Below are 13,573 nucleotides of genomic sequence, written 5' to 3'. Positions count from 1 at the left end.
TAGCAGGGAAAGGCCCGCGCTGCGGGTCTTTCCGATGTCAGTTGAGTTTCGACAACTTCTGCTGCAACTCGGCAAGTTGCTTTTTGATGTCATCGAGATCTTCGTTTGCTTCTGGTTGAGCTTCTTCTGCGCTGTCAGGACCTGACCAGCCCCCTGACAAGCCGCCAGTCATGGCCTTCAAAAACGCCTGCTGTTGCGCTTGCAAAGCATCAAAGCCTGGAATACCGCTCATGGGATTCATGGCGTTCATGTTCTCCATCATTTTGCTTTGGCTTTCGCGCAGCATTTCGAACGAGCTTTGCAGGAATTGCGGCATCATGCCCCCACCGGGAACCATGTAGCTGCGCACCAGATCATTCAGCACGTTGACCGGCAGAACATTTTCACCCCGACTTTCATGTTCGGCAATGATTTGAAGCAGATATTGGCGCGTCAGGTCGTCGCCGGTTTTCAGATCAATGATCTGCACCTCGCGCCCATCCCGGATGAACCCCGCGATATCTTCGAGCGTGACATAGTCGCTGGTCTCGGTGTTATACAGCCGACGGCTGGCGTAACGCTTGATCAACAGCGGTTTTTCTTGTTCTGACACCAATTGCCCTCCCCAAGGATGATGCATTGCAGCAGAGGTTATGCGACTGCAGAACAAAAAGAAAGGGCAGGTCAATCGACCTGCCCTCTTGCGATTGCACCCTTTGGGAGGAGAAGGTGCGCGTCGCTTGCCTACCTTACTTGGCAGCCGTTGCTTTTTTGGCAGCAGCGGTTACTTCGTTGGTGGCTTTTTTCACAGCAGCAGTTGTATCTTCTGCAACTTCTTTACCTGCAGCCATCAGCAGTTCAACGGTTTCCGACTGAACTTTTTTGGCGATTTCTGCAAATGCAGCCATGTTTTCAGCAGCAACTTCGGCAGACGCACTGGCGAAATCGGTGGCTGCTTTTGCATAATCAGCAGGCTCTGCTTTGGCTTTCGACATCTCGCTCAGTTTGGCCAGAGTTTCTTTGGTCCATTTGTTCGAGATTTCTGCCGATTTCTCAGCTGCTTCCAGAGCAACGCCCGACAGCTTTTCGTTCAGAGCTGCGGTCGATTTGAAGGCACCTTCCATGGCGGTGGTGTCTACGGGGAACGCGCCCATCATGTCTTTCATGATTGCGGTAAAGTCCTGAGTCTTTGCCATTGTCATAATCCTTTTTGCCGAACCGGGCCCACCCCGGTTTTCATCAGCTTGATGGGAATATGATTGCTGCGGCGCAGCATTGCAAGTTTTTTCTTGCTGCAATGCAGAAAAAATCCACTTCCAGAGCGAAATCAGTCGTTTGGCGCGCCCACTACATAAGTGCCGGGTGCAGGTACAAGCGACGGGTGGCTCGAATCACCGGGATCACGGGCCGGCACCTGCTTGCCTGACCTCTTCTTCAGCCAGGCCTCCCATCTGGGCCACCAGGACCCCTCGTGAAAGGTTGCCTCTTTCAGCCAGGTATCAGCGTCGGGCTTGAGATCGGTATTTGTATAATGTCCGTATTTCTTCTTGCTGGGCGGATTCACAATACCGGCAATATGCCCCGATTCCGAAACGACAAAGGTCTTGGACCGCGACCCCATTTTCTGAACTCCGCGATAGCAGTCTTTCCAGGCGGCGATGTGATCCGTCTCGCAGGTGATCGCCATCAAGGGAATATCCACATCAGAGACGCGCAGCGTGTGCCCCATCAACTCAAACCCGTCGGTCGCGAACTCGTTTCTCTGACACAGACCGCGCAGATACTGCACCGCCATCTTTGCAGGCAGGTTTGCGCCATCGCCATTCCAATAGAGCAGGTCAAAGGCCGGGGGCGTCTCACCCATCATATAGCTGCGGATAGCCGGGCCATAGATCAGGTCACGCGACCGCAGGAACGAGAAGGTGCGCGCCATGATCCACGCGCGAAGAAGGCCCTCTTTGTTAACCTCTTCTTCAATGCCATCGATGAAATCATTCTGCAGGAAGGGTGTGAACTCTCCCTGATCAGCGAAGTCTGTCAGCGCCGTAAAGAAGGTTGCCGACTTGACCGATTTGTCACCACGCTGTTTCAGCAGCGACAGGGTCAGGCTGAGCGTGGTTCCGGCGATGCAATATCCGACGGTATTGACTTGCTTGACCTTACAGATCTTCTTGACCTCTTCGATCGCGGTCAGGAACCCGTCCTGGATATAATCCTCCATCCCGGTATCAGCATAACTTTCATCCGGGTTTATCCAACTTACGACGAATAAGGTGTATCCCTGCTCGGTCACCCATTTGATCAGGCTGTTCTGCGCCTTAAGGTCCAGAATGTAGAATTTGTTGATCCAGGGTGGGAACAGAATGATGGGCGTTTCATAAACTGTTTCGGTCGCAGGCTTGTACTGGATTAACTCCATCATCCGGTTGCGATACACCACGTCGCCCGGTGTGGTTGCGAGGTTCCCGCCGACTTCAAAAGCACTTTCGTCGGCGAGCTTAACCACCAGCTCGCCGCCATTGGCCTCAAGATCCGAAACCAGATTTTCCAGCCCCTGGATGAGGGACTGCCCCTCAGTCTCTACCGCCTTTTCCAGAGCGTCCGGGTTGGTTGCCAGAAAGTTGGTCGGCGACATCATGTCGATAATCTGCTGCGAGAAATACCTGAGGCGCTGTTTGTCTTTTGCATCCAGATCTTCGACAGAGGCAACCGCCTGTGAAATGGCCTCGGCGTTGGTCTGGTATTGCTGGCGAATGAGGCGGAAATAGGGGTTGGTCTCCCACAACGGGTTGCCAAACCGTTTGTCGCGAGGTCCCTGCGCCGCGTCGCCTTGATCACTACCGGCAAGTGCTTGCTGGGCCTCGGCAAAATTCAAAACCGATTTGCCCCAGTATTCGACCTGTCGTTCGAGCAGCTTGGCGGGATCCTGCCATGCCTCAAGCCAATAAGCTGTTGCTGCTCTTGCAAAAAGCTCTTGATTCGGACCGTCCAGTGCGGGGGTATGGTGCTTCCTCAGCGCCATGACATCAATCAACCGCTTTGAAAGCTCCTCGACCTTGCCCATATTTTCTTTAATGCGTTCAATAGCTTCGTCGGTCAATTCGGGCGTCTGACCCTCACTTGTTGTCATTTTAACCATTCCCCCCTAACCTCGCTGCTATGCAGAATAACGTCGTGGGTGTCGGTGGACAAAGCGGCGAATGGTCCGAACTCTCAGGCTGACACTCAGGAGGCTCTGTTTCATGCGCTATATGATGACCTACGACTTGATGGAAACCATGCGCAACACCAACCAATGGCTTGGTGCGACGGCCAGCGCGATGGCCTCCTACCCATTGTTTTCTATGGTACCCAACCCTGCCTTCGGTTGGATGGCAGCCTGGGGTGAGGTAACCGAACGGACATTCCAGCGAATGATCACTAAACCTGACTGGGGCATCCGTACGTTTACCTGTGAAGACGGAAAAGATCATCTGGTTGACGTTACCACCGTGATTGAGCGCCCGTTCGGGGATTTGATACACTTTCGCGTGAATGGCCGCGAAGAACAACCGCGTAAAGTGCTTCTGGTTGCGCCAATGTCGGGGCACTACGCCACATTGCTGCGATCGACAGTCAAAAGTTTGCTGGTCAATTGCGAGGTCTATGTCACCGACTGGCATAATGCGCGCGATATTCCCGTTTCCGAAGGTAAGTTCGATGTCGAGGATTACACGCTCTACCTTGTCGATTTTATGAAGGCGCTGGGGCCTGAGACGCATGTTGTGTCGGTTTGCCAACCCGTGCCGCTGACCCTGGCGGCCACCGCCTATCTGGCAGAGCTGGACCCAAAGGCGCAGCCCAGCACGCTGACCCTGATTGGCGGCCCTGTCGACCCCGACGCCACCCCGACCGAAGTGACGGATTTCGGCCGTCGGGTGACCATGGGCCAGCTGGAAGAGACGATGATTCAGCGCGTGGGCTTTAAATACAAAGGCGTGGGCCGCATGGTCTATCCCGGCCTTCTGCAGCTTGCCTCTTTCATGTCGATGAATGCCGAACGCCACAGCAAGGCGTTCTCGGATCAGATTCAACGGGTGATCCGGGATGAAGCGTCTGATCACGATGCGCATAACCGTTTCTACGACGAATATCTTGCCGTGATGGACATGACAGCAGAATTCTACCTGTCGACTGTCGAGCGTGTCTTCAAGAACCGAGAGATCGCGCGCAATGAATTTGTGGTCGCAGGCCACAAGGTGGACATGAGCAAGATCACCGATGTCGCTGTGAAAACCGTTGAAGGTGCCAATGACGACATTTCCGCGCCTGGTCAGTGTATCGCAGCCCTGGACCTGTGTACCGGCTTGTCGGATGCCAAAAAAGCCAGCCATGTCGAACCCGGCGCGGGCCACTATGGTATCTTCGCGGGTCGCAGCTGGCGCGACAATATTCGCCCGCTGGTTATCGCGTTCATGAACGAAAACCAGCGAAAGCCCAAGCCAAATCGCCGCGCAGCCAATAAGAACACCGCAGCCTGACGATGAGGGCTGCACCGGGCGAACCACTGAACTTCGCCTGCACATGTGGCGCGCTGCGCGGGCAGATTTCAGGACCCGGAGTTACAAGCGGCACCCATGTGGTATGCTATTGCCACGACTGCCGTGCCGCCCAGCTGTATTTCAATCAACCTGACCCGGCCCCCAAGACCCGTCGATGTTTTTCAGATGAGCCCCGAGGCAATTCGGATCACCCAAGGCTCTGAGCATCTGGCAGTCATGCAACTCAGCCCCAAGGGGATGTTGCGCTGGTATGCTAATTGCTGCAATGCGCCGCTGGCGACCACTCCTGCAACGCCCAAATTCCCGTTCGCCGGCTTCATTTCGAAACGGATCACCGACACTGATCGCCTTGGCCCCGTCACGACGCGAGGTTTCGTTCCGCAGCCGGATGGTAAACAAAAGCATGAAAAACTGCGCTTTGCCGCGGTTGGTCTGCTCAAGCGCGTGCTCAGGTCGCGGCTGACCGGCAGTTGGCGGCAGACCCCGTTTTTTGATGCACAGACAGGCCAGTCCGTTGCGGCTCCACATGTGATTTCGAAAGCCGAGCGGGCAAACCTGTATGACTAAAGCAGCCTGAGCGGCTGTTGCAGCCAATTCCGCAAGGCCTCAGAAACCTTGTTCGGCGTCTCCAGTGTTGGCAGATGGCCTGCGGCGTCAATCACCAGCAGTTCTGCCTCGGGGATCAGTTCCGCCATGAAGGTGTGTTTTCTGACCGGCACCAGCGTGTCATGTGCACCGCACAGGATCAAACTGCGCGCCCGAATGCGGCACAGGGCGCTTTGCTGATCGGGGCGGCGTTGCAGGGCGCGCATCTGGCGGACAAAGACATCCGGCCCCAGATCAACCGCATTTTTTAGCAGCTCGTTCAGGATGGGAATACGCTGCGGCCCCGGCGCCAGCGCGTCGGAGCCGACAATCTTGCGCATCATATCGTCCAGCCGCCCGGCCTGTGCGCCAACGATCAGCTCTTCGCGGGCGGCGGCCATCTGAGGGGTATCCGCCTGTGCATCAGTTGCCATCAGGCACAGGCGTGTAACACGATCCGGCGCGCGACGGGCAAGCTCTAGCGCGACAACGCCACCCATGCTGTGGCCCACCAGCGCAAACCGATGCGGCAGCTGGTCCAACAGGGCCGAGGCGATCTCTTCAATGCGCTCCCCCAATGTTACCGGGGCAACGGTCACCGCCCTGTCCTGAGACAACAATTCTGTCTGGGCCCGAAACAGTCGGGCATCACACATCAAACCCGGCAAAAACACCAGTGGCTCGATCATCCGGGGCCTCCATCTGCTCGGGTTCCCGTTTTGGCTCAGGATGAAAGGTTTGCCTGACGCGGGCAAGCGAAAGTTCAGGGATACCGGATGGCGCGGAACTTAGGGAAATCAGCGTAGCGGGTTTGCCTGTCAGAAAGCGCCTCAGCCGGCTCTTCTCCAGCGCGCAGCAAATTGCCGCGCGGTGCGATATAGCTGTCAATCCGGCGCCTTGGAACCGGTCTCCAAACCAGATTAAAGGCGCAGAGTTTGGGGAAAAACCATATCTCGGAATAGTCCAGATGATCATGCATCCACCAGGCAAGATCACGCCAATCGCGGCCCGTGGCGTATTGATCTGCAAACCACGGGATCACAATCGACGCCCCGGCGACCCTGTCGTCACCCTGCCCAATATCCCAGATGTGGCACTCCAGCGGGTTGTCATTGCGGGCGCAATTCAGCCTGTTCTCATTGCCGAAATGATTGAGCGAGGGTGAGCGATACCCGGAACGCACGGCGACCCGGCCAAAGGTCTCTTCCAACGGATCCAACAAGGTTTCGCAGAACGCCCGCCCCGTTTCGATCGCCAGATCGGGATTTTCGGGGATGTTCTGTTGTTGGTGGAAATTGCCGATCTCGGAGTACAGAAAGTCACGCATAAAAAAATGCCGGGACAAGCGCACGCGGCCAAGAGTCTCAAGGCTCCACATGCTGCCCGGTTTGCGCATGTTCAGTACCCGTTCCAGCGAAAGGCCCCATCGGGCCCGAGCTTTGAGAAGGGATTGAACGCAACCTCCCAGATCGTGCCGTCAGGTGCGCGAAAATACCCGTGATGCCCGCCCCAAAAGACATCAGAGGCCGGTTTCAGAACATCCGCACCCGCCTGCGCGGCTTTGTCCAGCAGCGCGGCGACCTCGTCTTTTGCGCGGCAATTATGGCTGAGCGTCAGCGCACCACGACCCAGGGTCGCGGCCTCTACACCAATCTCATCGGCCAGAGCAGAAAGGGGATAGAGACCCAGCGTCTGCCCGATCAGATCAAACGCAATGACACCATCCGGGCTGTCGACCCGCTGCCATCCCAGCTGTTCATAAAACCCGGCGGCCTGCTCTGGATCGTCCACCCCAACAGTAATCAGACTGACACGTTGTTCCATCTCTAAATCCCTTGTTCCTTGAGCCACGCCAAAATGCCCGCAACCGCGGCGTCGGTCTGTCCGGGCGACATCAGGCGCCCTGCCACCACGTGCGAGGACGGGTCATCTTCGGGGCCCATCGTCACCAGCTCAACCGTTGCAGGCCCCCCCCAGGCGTTGGCCACAGCATGTGTCCGGTCCGGGCGCACCACCTGATCATCGTCGGAAAACCAGAACAATGCCGGAATACCGGCTTGCGAGAAGTCCTGCACATAGACCGTCTCGACCAATGCTGTCATGGGCACAACGGCTTCCCACGGATAAACCGTGGACCAGTATTTCTCTTTCTCCGGGTCAGGGCCAGATACGTCCCGCTCCTGCCCCATCAGAACCGGCAGCCATAGTCTGGCCCAAGGCAGCCCCGGCGCCCAGGCGGCCGGCGTGTTGACGCCAAAGTTAGGTGAGACAAACACCATGCCGGCCACGTCTTTGCTCAGATCAACATCCAGCGCTGCCGCTGCTGTCAGGGTACCCCCTGTCGAGGTTGAGATGACAATAACCTTGTCACCCACGGCGCGGGCTGCGGCCAGCCCCTCGGCGAGATCGCGCATCCAGCCCGATGCGGTTCCCTCGGCCATTGCCGCGCCACTCCGACCGTGCCCTTGCAGGCGGGTATAGACCAGATTGGCCCCCAGCGCGTCCGCGACATGGTCCGGCACCGGTCGAATCTCTTCGGACGAGGCAGAAAACCCGTGGACATAGAGAACCGATACGGGTGTGCGCTGCTCTTCGAACCCTTCCTGCCAGATGACGCGCTTTTCAACGCCCGGCGTGATGTCATCATAAGCGGACTCGGTGCTTTCGAAATAAACCTGCACGCCTTCGCCGAATTTCTTCGGATCAAAGGTCGGGTTCAGATCGACCTCTTCGCGCGGTCCGAACCAATAGACCAGCCCGCCAACAATGATCAAAACCAGCAGAAGACGACCCAGAAACCACCCAAGGCGTTGCATCACTGTTCCCCCAGTACATCAAGAACCGCGTTTTCGATCAGCTCCAGACACGGCCCGTCAGAAAACCGGTGATCCGCATCCTTCACCAGCAGCAACCGCATGTCTGCCCCGTCCGCATGTTCCAGCAATCGGATCGCGGTTTCGGTCGATACTGCAGTATCTGCCGTTCCTTGCAGGAAACGAACGGGAAAAGGCAGTGGCAAAGCCTGACGCAGAACAAGGTGCTGACGCCCATCTTCGATCATGCGCTTGGTAACGATGTAGGGCTCCATGTAATCCGATGGCAACTCAACATGGCCCACGCTTTCCAACGCTTGTTTCTGCTGATCCGTGAACGAAGTCCAATACCCATCCTCGGTGAAATCGGGTGCGGCGGCGATTGTGATCAGACCGGCGATCCGTTCAGGCATCGCCCGCGTCAGCAAAAGCGCCTGCCAACCGCCCATGGACGACCCAACAACAATCAGCGGCCCATCCGTGAGCGCTGTGATGGCGGCCACGGTATCTTCGTGCCAGTCCCCGATACAGCCATCGGCAAACGTGCCCGAGCTTTCCCCATGCCCCGAATAGTCAAACCGCAGATACCCCTGCCCGCGCGCTTGCGCCCAGGCCTCGAGATGCACAGCCTTGGTGCCTTCCATATCCGATTTAAGCCCGCCAAGAAAAACTACTGTTGGCCCGGCTCCGTCAGTCTTGTGATAGGCCAGCCGCCTGCCCTGTGCTGTCTCCAGAAAATCCGTCGCTGCCATGAAACCCTCTTATTCTTTCCCGCATCATGCACGCCCCACCCCCAAGTGCAATTCCGGGATACCCGCCATCTGACCGAAAAATATCGCGCAGAGCGTGACCGGATGCCCCCACGCACCCGCCCTTGACACATACAGACACACCTGCCACATCAGCCAAACGCAAATAACCCGCAACCGGGCGTTCAGTGGGCGCCAAACCGACGAGGAGAGCCGATATGGCCCTGGACTCACAGTCAGTCTCCCTTACTTTTCCCGATGGCAATTCCCGATCCTATGACGCAGGCATCACGCCCGCGCAGGTCGCTGCCGATATCTCTACCTCACTGGCGAAAAAGGCCATCTCGGCCACTGTGAACGGCCAGCACTGGGACCTGCAATGGCCCATCGAAGCTGACGCGCAGATCGCCATCCACACCATGAAGGATGAGGTGCAGGCCAATGAGCTGATCCGCCACGATCTGGCGCATATCATGGCCCGCGCGGTGCAAGAGATCTGGCCTGACACCAAAGTCACAATCGGCCCTGTGATCGACAATGGCTGGTATTACGATTTCGACCGGGCCGAGCCGTTCACACCCGAAGACCTCGGGAAGATCGAGAAAAAGATGAAAGAAATCATCAACAAGCGCGAGCCCGTGACCACCGAGGTTTGGGATCGTCAGCGCGCGGTTGATTTCTACACACAGAACAACGAGCCCTATAAGGTCGAGCTGATCGACGCCATTCCGGGCGATGAACCGCTGCGCATGTACTGGCACGGTGACTGGCAGGACCTGTGCCGCGGCCCGCATCTGCAGCACACCGGCCAGGTTCCGGGCGACGCGTTCAAGCTGATGTCCATCGCTGGCGCCTATTGGCGCGGCGACAGCGATCGCGCGATGCTGCAACGCATCTATGGTGTGGCCTTCACCGGCAAAGAAAAGCTCAAGGCGCACCTGCATATGCTGGAAGAAGCCGCCAAACGCGACCACCGCAAGCTGGGCCGCGAGATGGATCTGTTCCATATGCAGGAAGAGGCCCCGGGTCAGATTTTCTGGCACCCCAACGGCTGGACCATCTACACCCAATTGCAGGACTACATGCGACGCGCGCAGCATCGCGGCGGCTATGTCGAGGTGAACACGCCGCAGGTGGTGGATCGCAAGCTATGGGAACGCTCAGGCCACTGGGACAAATATCAAGAGAATATGTTCATTGTCGAAGTCGACGAGGAACATGCCCGCGAAAAGGCGGTGAACGCACTCAAGCCGATGAACTGTCCCTGCCACGTGGAAATCTTCAAGCAGGGCCTGAAATCTTATCGCGACTTGCCGCTGCGCATGGCCGAGTTTGGCTCCTGCGCGCGGTACGAGCCGTCGGGCGCGTTGCATGGCATCATGCGGGTGCGCGGCTTTGCACAGGATGATGCGCATATCTTCTCGACCGAAGATCAGATAGGCGATGAATGCGCACGCTTCATTGGCTTCCTGACTGAAGTCTACAAGGATCTCGGATTTGACAGCTTCAAGGTCAAATTCTCGGACCGCCCGGATCAACGCGCTGGATCGGATGAGGTCTGGGATCGCGCGGAAGACGCACTGCTGACGGCGACTCGCGCCGCAGGTGTCGAACCGGAACTGAACCCCGGCGAAGGTGCGTTCTATGGACCGAAGCTGGAATTTGTTCTAACAGACGCGATAGGCCGCGACTGGCAATGTGGCACATTCCAGGTGGATTTTGTTCTGCCTGAACGACTGGATGCCACCTATATCGGCGCAGATGGCGCGAAACATCGCCCCGTCATGCTGCACCGCGCCTGCCTTGGATCGTTCGAGCGTTTCATCGGGATTCTGATCGAAGAACACGCAGGCAAGCTGCCCTTCTGGCTGGCTCCGCGTCAGGTCGTGGTCGCCTCGATCACCTCCGAGGCGGACGACTATGTCATGGAAGTTGTCGAAACGCTCAAAGCTGCTGGCATTCGCGCCGAGGCAGACATCCGCAACGAAAAGATCAACTACAAGGTCCGCGAGCATTCGGTGGGCAAAGTTCCGGTTATTTTGGCCGTCGGCCATCGCGAGGTCGAGGAACGTACCGTGACCGTCCGGCGTCTGGGTGAAAAACAAACGCAGGTTCAATCGCTTGAGGCTGTAACAATTGAGCTCAGCCAGGCGGCAACGCCACCAGATTTGCTGTAACATTAGGCAGTTCATTGCCGGGAATCCGGCCCCGATCTGCGGGCCGGATTGAAACAAATTCCATATTTCATTTCAAAAACAATTCGTTATGCTTCAAGGGGGCATTACGCCCTTTGACACGCTTGTGAGACACGGGCTCGTGAATTCAACTGAGCAGATTAAGCTACTACCTTTGTCATTGTCACAAGCAGACATACGCAGTCATTAAAAGGATTACCGAGATGTCGAACACTGCAAAAACCCTGGTCATCGCAAGCGCCGTTGCCGCCGCCGTTTCCGGCGCAGCCACAACTGCAAGCGCACAGGCAAAAGAGAAATGCTATGGCGTTTCGCTGGCCGGTCAAAACGATTGCGCAGCCGGTCCCGGCACCACCTGTGCGGGCACATCAACCGTAGACTATCAGGGCAACGCATGGACTCTGGTTGACGCAGGCACCTGTGGTTCGATCGAACTGCCCGCCGAAGCAAACGGCGCAGCACGCAAAGGATCGCTTGAGCCGCTGGAACGCGATCTGCCGGCATAAGAGCCGCTGCATGAATAAGAGGGCGGGCTTTTTGATATCGCCCGCCCTCTTTGTTGCTATCAAGGAGTTGGCAAATGCTGGACAATGCACTCAGGTCGAACCGCCTGCCCGCAGCACCGGGTGTGGGATACAAACCTCAGCATTTTGCGCAGATTCTCGAGCAGGCAAAACCCGTCGCGTGGCTGGAAATCCACGCTGAAAACTACATGGGTAATGGCGGTCGCCCGTTGGCGCAGCTACGCCATCTATCCGAAGAGTTTCCCATTTCTGTCCACGGGGTTGGCCTGTCGATCGGCGGCGAAGGGCCGCTGGACAAGGACCATCTAGCACGGCTGAAGCATCTGGTGAGCTGGTTGGACCCAGCCAGTTTTTCCGAGCATCTGGCGTGGTCCACGCACGAGACCCAATTCATGAACGACCTGCTGCCGCTGCCCTATACGGACGCGACGCTGGAGCGTGTCTGCGCGCATATCGATGAGGTGCAGAGCACAGTGGGACGGCAAATGCTGTTAGAGAACCCTTCCAGCTACCTCGCTTTTGAAGAAAGCACCTGGCCCGAGCCCGTTTTCCTCAAGGAAATCTCGCGGCGCACTGGGTGTGGTTTGTTGCTGGATGTGAACAACGTCTTCGTTTCGGCCACAAACCTGAAGTATTCGCCGCAGGAATACATCGATGCCTACCCGCTGGACAAAGTTGGTGAGATCCACCTTGGCGGCCATGACGAGGACGAAGATGACCACGGGCAACCGCTGCTGATCGACAGCCACGGTCGCGAGGTCGTAGACCCGGTCTGGGCTCTGCTGGATTATGTGCTGGATCGTTCGGGCCCGAAACCTGTTTTGGTCGAATGGGACACGGACGTCCCTGACTGGCCGGTTCTTCGCGAAGAAGCCGTTCGGGCACAGGCCGCTTTGGATCGGGTTCCCGCATGAGCGTTTCGCAATCCGTCTTTCACGCCGCCCTTCTGGATGCGGCCAAACCTGTTCCCGACGGGTTGCAGGATTCTGCGGCTCAGCCTGCGGGCAGGCGGTTCAGCGTCTACCGCAACAACGTTGCCGTTTCGCTAACCGAGGCGATGCATCAGGCTTTTCCGGTTATTACCAAATTGCTGGGCCCGCAGAATATGGACGGCCTTGCCGGAATGTTCCTGCGCCAGCATCCGCCCTCGTCGCCGCTGATGATGTTTTATGGTTCCGAGTTCCCCACCTTTCTGGCCGGGATGGAACAACTGGCCCATCTGGGATACCTGCCCGATGTTGCGCGGCTGGAACTGGCCCTGCGCACCTCGTATCATGCAGCTGACAGCCAGCCGATTGATGCCGATGCGCTTGCCTTACCGCCCGAAGACCTGATGCAAGCCCGGCTGTCCTTTGCACCGTCGATGCAGGTGGTTTCGTCACATTGGCCGATCCACGCCATCTGGCGGTTCAACAGCGAAGCGGACGCGCCCAAACCTGAACCCGGGGCGCAGGACGTGCTAATTACACGTACCGAGTTTGATCCGGTACCAAACCTCCTGCCACCGGGAGGGGCCTATTGGATTTCCCAACTCCAGACTGGGAAGTCCATTGGTGAGGCCTATGAAAGCACCGCAGCAGATACCCCCGATTTTGACCTTGGCACCACTCTGGCCCTGCTTTTGCAAGGCGGTGCAATAACCTCCGTGACTATCGAAAGGCTGGACACATGACTGCCCTGATCTCATTCCACAACAACGCCCTTGGCAAGCTGGATCATGCCTCCAACTGGCTGACGCCCACGTTGGCCCGACTGGTGTTTGTCGCAGTCTTGCTGGTCTATTACTGGAACTCGGCCATGCTGAAGATCGATGGATCGATCTTTTCGCCATCCGCCGGCGCCTTTGGGCAGATCTTCCCCAAGGCTGCCGAGGCTGTCCTGTATGATGTCACCCAGATGACGCTGTTTCAGCGCATCGTCATCTTCCTGGGCACTGTTGCCGAGTTTGTCCTACCAGCCTTGCTGCTGGTCGGCCTGCTGACCCGCCTTGCCGCAGTCGGCATGATCGGGTTTGTCTGGGTTCAGACGCTGGTTGATGTCACTGGTCACGGCGTGAAGCTGGGTAGTTTGTTCGACAACGCGGTCACCCTAATGGATCAGCGTGTGATGTGGACCTTCCTGTTCCTTGTCATCGCAATCAATGGCGCAGGCCCGCTATCGCTGGATCGCGTTCTGCGCTTGAAATGA

Annotated in this window: 15 protein-coding genes; 7 read left to right on the top strand and 8 right to left on the bottom strand. The window is 57.3% G+C overall.

Translation table 11 applies throughout. The features are described from left to right. Positions 1-37: 37 nt before the first annotated feature. The 3 genes from phaR to ACR0I7_RS01690 form a co-directional block, all read right to left on the bottom strand. A complete protein-coding gene (gene phaR / locus ACR0I7_RS01700; protein ID WP_480507794.1) occupies positions 38-592 on the bottom strand; it encodes a polyhydroxyalkanoate synthesis repressor PhaR in 555 nt (184 codons plus the stop codon). A 136-nt stretch (positions 593-728) separates the two neighbouring features. Continuing rightward, the gene (locus tag ACR0I7_RS01695; RefSeq protein WP_480507792.1) at positions 729-1,175 is read right to left on the bottom strand and encodes a phasin family protein; all 447 of its coding nucleotides are present in this window, start codon (positions 1,173-1,175) and stop codon (positions 729-731) included. 131 nt (positions 1,176-1,306) lie between these two features. Beyond that, complete coding sequence (locus tag ACR0I7_RS01690) at positions 1,307-3,109, bottom strand: PHA/PHB synthase family protein (protein WP_480507790.1); 1,803 nt, start codon at positions 3,107-3,109, stop codon at positions 1,307-1,309. 112 nt (positions 3,110-3,221) lie between these two features. Between ACR0I7_RS01690 and phaZ the strand changes: the two genes are divergently transcribed. Both phaZ and ACR0I7_RS01680 read left to right on the top strand, forming a co-directional pair. Further along, positions 3,222-4,499: a polyhydroxyalkanoate depolymerase gene (gene phaZ, locus ACR0I7_RS01685; protein WP_480507788.1), complete on the top strand. Its 1,278-nt coding sequence runs from the start codon at positions 3,222-3,224 to the stop codon at positions 4,497-4,499. A 96-nt stretch (positions 4,500-4,595) separates the two neighbouring features. Further along, on the top strand, positions 4,596-5,087 hold the full coding sequence (locus ACR0I7_RS01680) for a DUF6151 family protein (protein WP_480507786.1): 492 nt from the start codon (positions 4,596-4,598) through the stop codon (positions 5,085-5,087). Here ACR0I7_RS01680 and ACR0I7_RS01675 read toward each other — a convergent pair. The 5 genes from ACR0I7_RS01675 to ACR0I7_RS01655 all read right to left on the bottom strand — a co-directional run bounded on the left by ACR0I7_RS01675 (position 5,084) and on the right by ACR0I7_RS01655 (position 8,670). Continuing rightward, positions 5,084-5,794 carry an alpha/beta fold hydrolase gene (locus ACR0I7_RS01675; protein WP_480507784.1) on the bottom strand — a complete coding sequence of 237 codons (711 nt, stop codon included), beginning with the start codon at positions 5,792-5,794 and terminating at the stop codon, positions 5,084-5,086. The genes ACR0I7_RS01680 and ACR0I7_RS01675 overlap by 4 nt on opposite strands. Positions 5,795-5,868: 74 nt before the next feature. Further along, positions 5,869-6,483 carry a hypothetical protein gene (locus tag ACR0I7_RS01670; protein ID WP_480509682.1) on the bottom strand — a complete coding sequence of 205 codons (615 nt, stop codon included), beginning with the start codon at positions 6,481-6,483 and terminating at the stop codon, positions 5,869-5,871. 20 nt (positions 6,484-6,503) lie between these two features. Beyond that, positions 6,504-6,929, bottom strand: a complete 426-nt coding sequence (locus ACR0I7_RS01665; protein WP_480507782.1) for a VOC family protein — start codon at positions 6,927-6,929, stop codon at positions 6,504-6,506. A gap of 2 nt (positions 6,930-6,931) precedes the next feature. Beyond that, positions 6,932-7,921 carry an alpha/beta hydrolase gene (locus ACR0I7_RS01660; RefSeq protein WP_480507781.1) on the bottom strand — a complete coding sequence of 330 codons (990 nt, stop codon included), beginning with the start codon at positions 7,919-7,921 and terminating at the stop codon, positions 6,932-6,934. After that, complete coding sequence (locus ACR0I7_RS01655; protein WP_480507779.1) at positions 7,921-8,670, bottom strand: alpha/beta fold hydrolase; 750 nt, start codon at positions 8,668-8,670, stop codon at positions 7,921-7,923. Before ACR0I7_RS01655 ends, ACR0I7_RS01660 begins: the two co-directional genes overlap by 1 nt. Positions 8,671-8,885: 215 nt before the next feature. On the opposite strand from ACR0I7_RS01655, the gene thrS reads away from it, so the two are divergent. The 5 genes from thrS to ACR0I7_RS01630 all read left to right on the top strand — a co-directional run bounded on the left by thrS (position 8,886) and on the right by ACR0I7_RS01630 (position 13,573). After that, on the top strand, positions 8,886-10,844 hold the full coding sequence (thrS, locus tag ACR0I7_RS01650; RefSeq protein WP_480507777.1) for a threonine--tRNA ligase: 1,959 nt from the start codon (positions 8,886-8,888) through the stop codon (positions 10,842-10,844). Between the two features lie 221 nt (positions 10,845-11,065). Further along, entirely contained in the window at positions 11,066-11,368 is a 303-nt protein-coding gene (locus ACR0I7_RS01645; RefSeq protein WP_480507775.1) for a BufA1 family periplasmic bufferin-type metallophore, read from the top strand. A gap of 74 nt (positions 11,369-11,442) precedes the next feature. Beyond that, positions 11,443-12,300, top strand: coding sequence for an MNIO family bufferin maturase (gene bufB, locus ACR0I7_RS01640; RefSeq protein WP_480507773.1), 858 nt, complete (start codon positions 11,443-11,445; stop codon positions 12,298-12,300). After that, positions 12,297-13,058: an HvfC/BufC family peptide modification chaperone gene (locus ACR0I7_RS01635; protein ID WP_480507771.1), complete on the top strand. Its 762-nt coding sequence runs from the start codon at positions 12,297-12,299 to the stop codon at positions 13,056-13,058. The genes bufB and ACR0I7_RS01635 overlap by 4 nt, the downstream gene beginning before the upstream one ends. Then, a complete protein-coding gene (locus ACR0I7_RS01630) occupies positions 13,055-13,573 on the top strand; it encodes a hypothetical protein (RefSeq protein WP_480507769.1) in 519 nt (172 codons plus the stop codon). The genes ACR0I7_RS01635 and ACR0I7_RS01630 overlap by 4 nt, the downstream gene beginning before the upstream one ends.

It is taken from the genome of Ruegeria sp. AM1 (genome assembly GCF_056540745.1).
This window is presented reverse-complemented; position numbering and strand designations above follow the sequence as displayed.

Coding starts and splice junctions, on each gene's coding strand:
- ACR0I7_RS01630 (WP_480507769.1), top strand. CDS start 13,055: ATGACTGCCCTGATCTCATTCCACAACAACGCCCTTGGCAAGCTGGAT.
- ACR0I7_RS01680 (WP_480507786.1), top strand. CDS start 4,596: ATGTGGTATGCTATTGCCACGACTGCCGTGCCGCCCAGCTGTATTTCA.
- ACR0I7_RS01635 (WP_480507771.1), top strand. CDS start 12,297: ATGAGCGTTTCGCAATCCGTCTTTCACGCCGCCCTTCTGGATGCGGCC.
- ACR0I7_RS01645 (WP_480507775.1), top strand. CDS start 11,066: ATGTCGAACACTGCAAAAACCCTGGTCATCGCAAGCGCCGTTGCCGCC.
- ACR0I7_RS01670 (WP_480509682.1), bottom strand. CDS start 6,483: ATGTGGAGCCTTGAGACTCTTGGCCGCGTGCGCTTGTCCCGGCATTTT.
- ACR0I7_RS01665 (WP_480507782.1), bottom strand. CDS start 6,929: ATGGAACAACGTGTCAGTCTGATTACTGTTGGGGTGGACGATCCAGAG.
- ACR0I7_RS01675 (WP_480507784.1), bottom strand. CDS start 5,794: ATGATCGAGCCACTGGTGTTTTTGCCGGGTTTGATGTGTGATGCCCGA.
- ACR0I7_RS01660 (WP_480507781.1), bottom strand. CDS start 7,921: ATGCAACGCCTTGGGTGGTTTCTGGGTCGTCTTCTGCTGGTTTTGATC.
- ACR0I7_RS01690 (WP_480507790.1), bottom strand. CDS start 3,109: ATGACAACAAGTGAGGGTCAGACGCCCGAATTGACCGACGAAGCTATT.
- ACR0I7_RS01655 (WP_480507779.1), bottom strand. CDS start 8,670: ATGGCAGCGACGGATTTTCTGGAGACAGCACAGGGCAGGCGGCTGGCC.
- bufB (WP_480507773.1), top strand. CDS start 11,443: ATGCTGGACAATGCACTCAGGTCGAACCGCCTGCCCGCAGCACCGGGT.
- thrS (WP_480507777.1), top strand. CDS start 8,886: ATGGCCCTGGACTCACAGTCAGTCTCCCTTACTTTTCCCGATGGCAAT.
- ACR0I7_RS01695 (WP_480507792.1), bottom strand. CDS start 1,175: ATGGCAAAGACTCAGGACTTTACCGCAATCATGAAAGACATGATGGGC.
- phaZ (WP_480507788.1), top strand. CDS start 3,222: ATGCGCTATATGATGACCTACGACTTGATGGAAACCATGCGCAACACC.